General features: G+C 66.5%; 4 protein-coding genes. 3 read left to right on the forward strand and 1 reads right to left on the reverse strand.

All coding sequences use genetic code 11. The features are described 5' to 3' along the window. The first annotated feature begins 150 nt into the window (after positions 1 to 150). The 3 genes from IEY81_RS08970 to IEY81_RS08980 are packed head-to-tail and all read left to right on the forward strand — an operon-like array spanning position 151 to position 2301. Positions 151 to 1032: a phenylalanine 4-monooxygenase gene (locus tag IEY81_RS08970; RefSeq protein WP_189118122.1), complete on the forward strand. Its 882-nt coding sequence runs from the start codon at positions 151 to 153 to the stop codon at positions 1030 to 1032. Positions 1033 to 1069: 37 nt separating this feature from the next. Next, on the forward strand, positions 1070 to 1897 hold the full coding sequence (locus IEY81_RS08975; RefSeq protein ID WP_189118123.1) for an SseB family protein: 828 nt from the start codon (positions 1070 to 1072) through the stop codon (positions 1895 to 1897). Beyond that, a complete protein-coding gene (locus IEY81_RS08980) occupies positions 1894 to 2301 on the forward strand; it encodes an HIT family protein (protein ID WP_189118124.1) in 408 nt (135 codons plus the stop codon). The genes IEY81_RS08975 and IEY81_RS08980 overlap by 4 nt, the downstream gene beginning before the upstream one ends. On the opposite strand, the gene IEY81_RS08985 is transcribed toward IEY81_RS08980, so the two are convergent. After that, complete coding sequence (locus tag IEY81_RS08985) at positions 2298 to 3587, reverse strand: HNH endonuclease (protein WP_189118125.1); 1290 nt, start codon at positions 3585 to 3587, stop codon at positions 2298 to 2300. The genes IEY81_RS08980 and IEY81_RS08985 overlap by 4 nt on opposite strands. Positions 3588 to 3738: the final 151 nt, after the last annotated feature.

A 3738-nucleotide genomic window follows, 5' to 3' on the forward strand; every position in this document is an offset into this window, starting at 1 on the left:
TCTCTGCCCGCACGACCAGCGGGGCCCATCTAGAAATTCGTCCTTGGGGGCGGGGTGGGCGGAAAACTTTCGGTAGTCGATCTCCTTGCCGGAATGACTTCTCTGGCGTGCGCGATAGGGTTGTGAGGCGTACGTCACATGGAGGTAAGGATGTTCGAGGAAGGACAGCTCTACTCGCCCGTCACCGTGGGCGATGATGGGCAGGTCGAGGTGCATCTGGGGGACAACCACCCCGGGTTCGCAGACCAGGACTACCGGGCTCGACGGAGCGAGATCGCTGCCGCGGCGCTCGGGTGGAAGCCGGGACAGCCAGTGCCCCGGATCGAATACACCGAGACGGAGAACGACATCTGGCGGACGGTGTGTCGTGAGATCGCACCGCTGCACGCCAAATACGCCTGCCGCAACTATCTCGCGGCCGTGGAGGCGCTCAACCTGCCGCAGGACCGGGTGCCGCAGCTCGACGAGGTGTCGGCGGGGCTGAAGCCGCTGACCGGGTTCGAGTACGTGCCCGCAGCGGGGATCGTCCCGTTGGAGGAGTTCTATGGGAGCCTGGCCGACGGGCAGTTCCACTCGACGCAGTATCTGCGTCACCACGCGGTCCCGCTCTACACCCCCGAGCCCGACATCATCCACGAGGTGATCGGCCACGGGAACCTTCTCGCCGACCCGCAGGTGGCCGAGGTCAAGCGGCTCGCCGGCGCCGCCGCGCGTCGCGTCGAGACCCGCGAGGCGCTCCAGGTGGTCGCCGACGTCTTCTGGTTCACGATCGAGTTCGGGGTGCTCTACGAGGACAGCGAGCTGAAGGCCTACGGTGCCGGGCTGCTCTCGTCCTACGGCGAGATCGAGGAGATGCGGGAGGTGGAGGTGCGTCCGCTGGACTTCGCCCAGATGGCGACGGTCGACTACGACATCACCCACTACCAGCCGGTGCTCTTCGCGGCGGAGTCGTTCAGCCACATGGTCGACGAGGTCGGAAACTTCTTCGCGACCTGCGACGACGACACGCCGCAGCGTCTTGGCGCCGTCTAGACATACCCCACCGGGTCCGAGGGGTTAGCCTCGGAAGATGATCGACGGCTACCGCAACCGTGCGCTGGAGGCGGCGCTCGCCGCCACCGACGCCGAAGCGGTCGGTGCCGCGCTGCGTACGGGGCAGGTTGTCGTTCCCCAGCTGGACGAGGCCCGGATCAGGGTCTTTCCAGGGGATCGCGGCAACCAGCCACCGTACGAGGCGATGCTCTTCTCCTCGCAGGAGTCGTTGGAGGCGTTCCTCTCCGAGGACACCCGCCGCCGGTCGCAGCTGCGCACCGCCGACGGGCTGCGGGAGTTCCTTCTCGCCAACGTCGACGAGATCGCGTACGTCACGATCGACCCGGCCGGGCCCCACAGGTTCCGCCTGGGCATCAAGGAGATGCTCAAGACCCTCGGCCCCAAGCCGCACGTGGACCTGCGCCTGCCCAAGGCTCAGGAGTGGTACGTCGTGGACATGTCCGACGAGGACGTACGCGACTATCAGCTCGCCGATCTCACCGACAAGGTCCTGCCGAAGGTGCAGCGTGCCAAGAACGAGCAGTTCGCCTGGATGCAGTGGATGTCGGAGGCCAAGGACTCTGCCGCGGAGCAGGGCGCGGCCTTCCTCGCCTACTGGCTGCAGCGAGTCGGTCGGCGCCCCACCGGACTCTCGGTCGCGCTGAGCCGGCCGGCCCCGTTCGGGATGGTGCGCCATCCGATGCAGGCCGAGACCACGACGGTGGGGGAGCGGTGGGTCGCCTCGCCCGACCGGCTCTACGAGTCGCGGCTGATCTACTCCTTCCCGCGCCCCGAGCTCGCCGACCTCGCCCTGCCCACCGTCGACCTCGTGGTCGCAACCCTCTCCTGGGGAGATGATTCGTGAGCTGTGTCTTCTGCAACGTCGTCGCCGGCGACCTGAGCGCCGAGGTGGTCTACGAGGACGACGACTTCATGGCCTTCCTCGACCATCGCCCCGTGCAGAAGGGCCACATCCTGATGGTCCCCAAGCAGCATTTCTCGACCCTCCTCGATCTCCCATCTGACCTGCACCAGCTCTTCATGGCGAACGCCCAGCGCCTGGCCGCCGCCGTCGTCGACGGTCTCGACGCCCAAGGCAGCTTCGTGGCGATCAACAACGTCGTCAGCCAGTCCGTCCCCCACCTCCACCTGCATGTCGTACCCCGCAGCAAGGGCGACGGCCTCAAGGGCTTCTTCTGGCCCCGCCACAAGTACGCCGACGGCGAGCAGAAGGAGTACGCGGACCGCCTCCGTGCGGTGTTGGCCTAGGCCGCGGCGTGGTCGAGAAGGATGTCGCGGAGTGTCAGCTCTGCGGGTGAGAGTGGCGGCGGGTCTGGTTGCCAGGTTTCTGGTGGCGGACTCGTATAGGTGTGGCCCGTCGGGGTGATGGTGGTGATGCTGCCGTCGGGTTGTGGTGTGGATCGCCAGCCGAGCGATTCCTTGGCTTGATTACATCTTTCGCAGAGGCCTTGGAGGTTGTCGGCGGTGGTCGTGCCGCCGTCTGCGTGGCGGATGATGTGGTCGATGTTGCGGATGGGTGCGTCGCAGCCGTTGGTGCGGCAGGTGCCTTCGTCGCGGGTGTTGATGAACTCGGCGAGGCCCTCGGGCGCTCTCCTGGATCGGGACTCCATGGCGATGAGTTGGCCTGCGGGGTCGGTGAGCAGGCGGCGGACGAAGACTTCGGCGTCGGTGAGTGCTTCGCGTGCCCAGGTTGCGGGGACGGGTCCGTAGCCCTCGACGATGGCGGGCTGGTCGGCGTTGTTGGTCAGGGAGTCGGCGGTCATGACGATCTTGACCTCGATCTTCGGTTTCGCGCCGGTCTCGCGTCCGGTGACGCGGTTGACGAGGGTGTCGGCCATGACCTGGCCTCGGGTGCGCTGGTCGCCTGCGGCTTGGGCGGTCTTGGCTGCTTGGTCGAGGGCGGCGAAGACGGCGACGCCGTCTTTGACGGGGAGTAGTGCGCCGAGCCAGGTCATGGTGTCGGGTGCTGGGCGGACGCTGACGCGGCGGTCCTTCTCCGCATTCGCGGCTCGAGCCACAACAGATGCTTGATCGAGAGTGATGGCGAGTTTCTTGGCGGCGTTCTCGAGCTGCCGCAGCCCCATAGTGACGACCTTCGGCGCAGCGCTACCGGGCATCCGCGCACAGAGCTCGTGGTCGACGATCCGCCGATCCTCAAGTGAGAGACAGGCGGTCTCGCGGGCGAGGATGGTGGCCTGCCATTGGGAGAAGAGGCCGGCCTTCATCAACGCGTAGGTGTAGGGCATCTCGGTGATGAGGATCTTCGCGAGTCCGAGGAGTTTGGCGCCTTTGACGGGTGAGACGCGTCGGGCGAGGGCGATCTGGGCGGCGACGCCGTCGCCGACCTTGCGGGCCGGGACGCCGGCATCAACGTGCCGTGCGCGGGTGGCCTCGTCGAGGCGTACGGCGGCTTCGGCCTGGATCGCTTCGGCCCGGCATTTCAGGTTTTCGAGACCGCTGATCCAGTCGATCAACTCAGCCTCGGACACACCTGGTGGTGGTCCGGTGAGGAGCTGGTCGGGGGTCTCGTTCATGCGTCTCATTATATGCGAGAACGCGCGGTGTCGCTACTTATTTTCCCTGGTCAGGCCTTCTCTTGGCAGCATCGGACTGTTATTCAGGGGTGGTCTCGACAAGCTCGACCAACGGTGGGTTGGTGGGTCGGCGATGGGGTCTCGACAGGCT

Origin of the sequence: Nocardioides luteus (assembly GCF_014648595.1) — a bacterium.
Classification (GTDB): domain Bacteria; phylum Actinomycetota; class Actinomycetes; order Propionibacteriales; family Nocardioidaceae; genus Nocardioides; species Nocardioides luteus.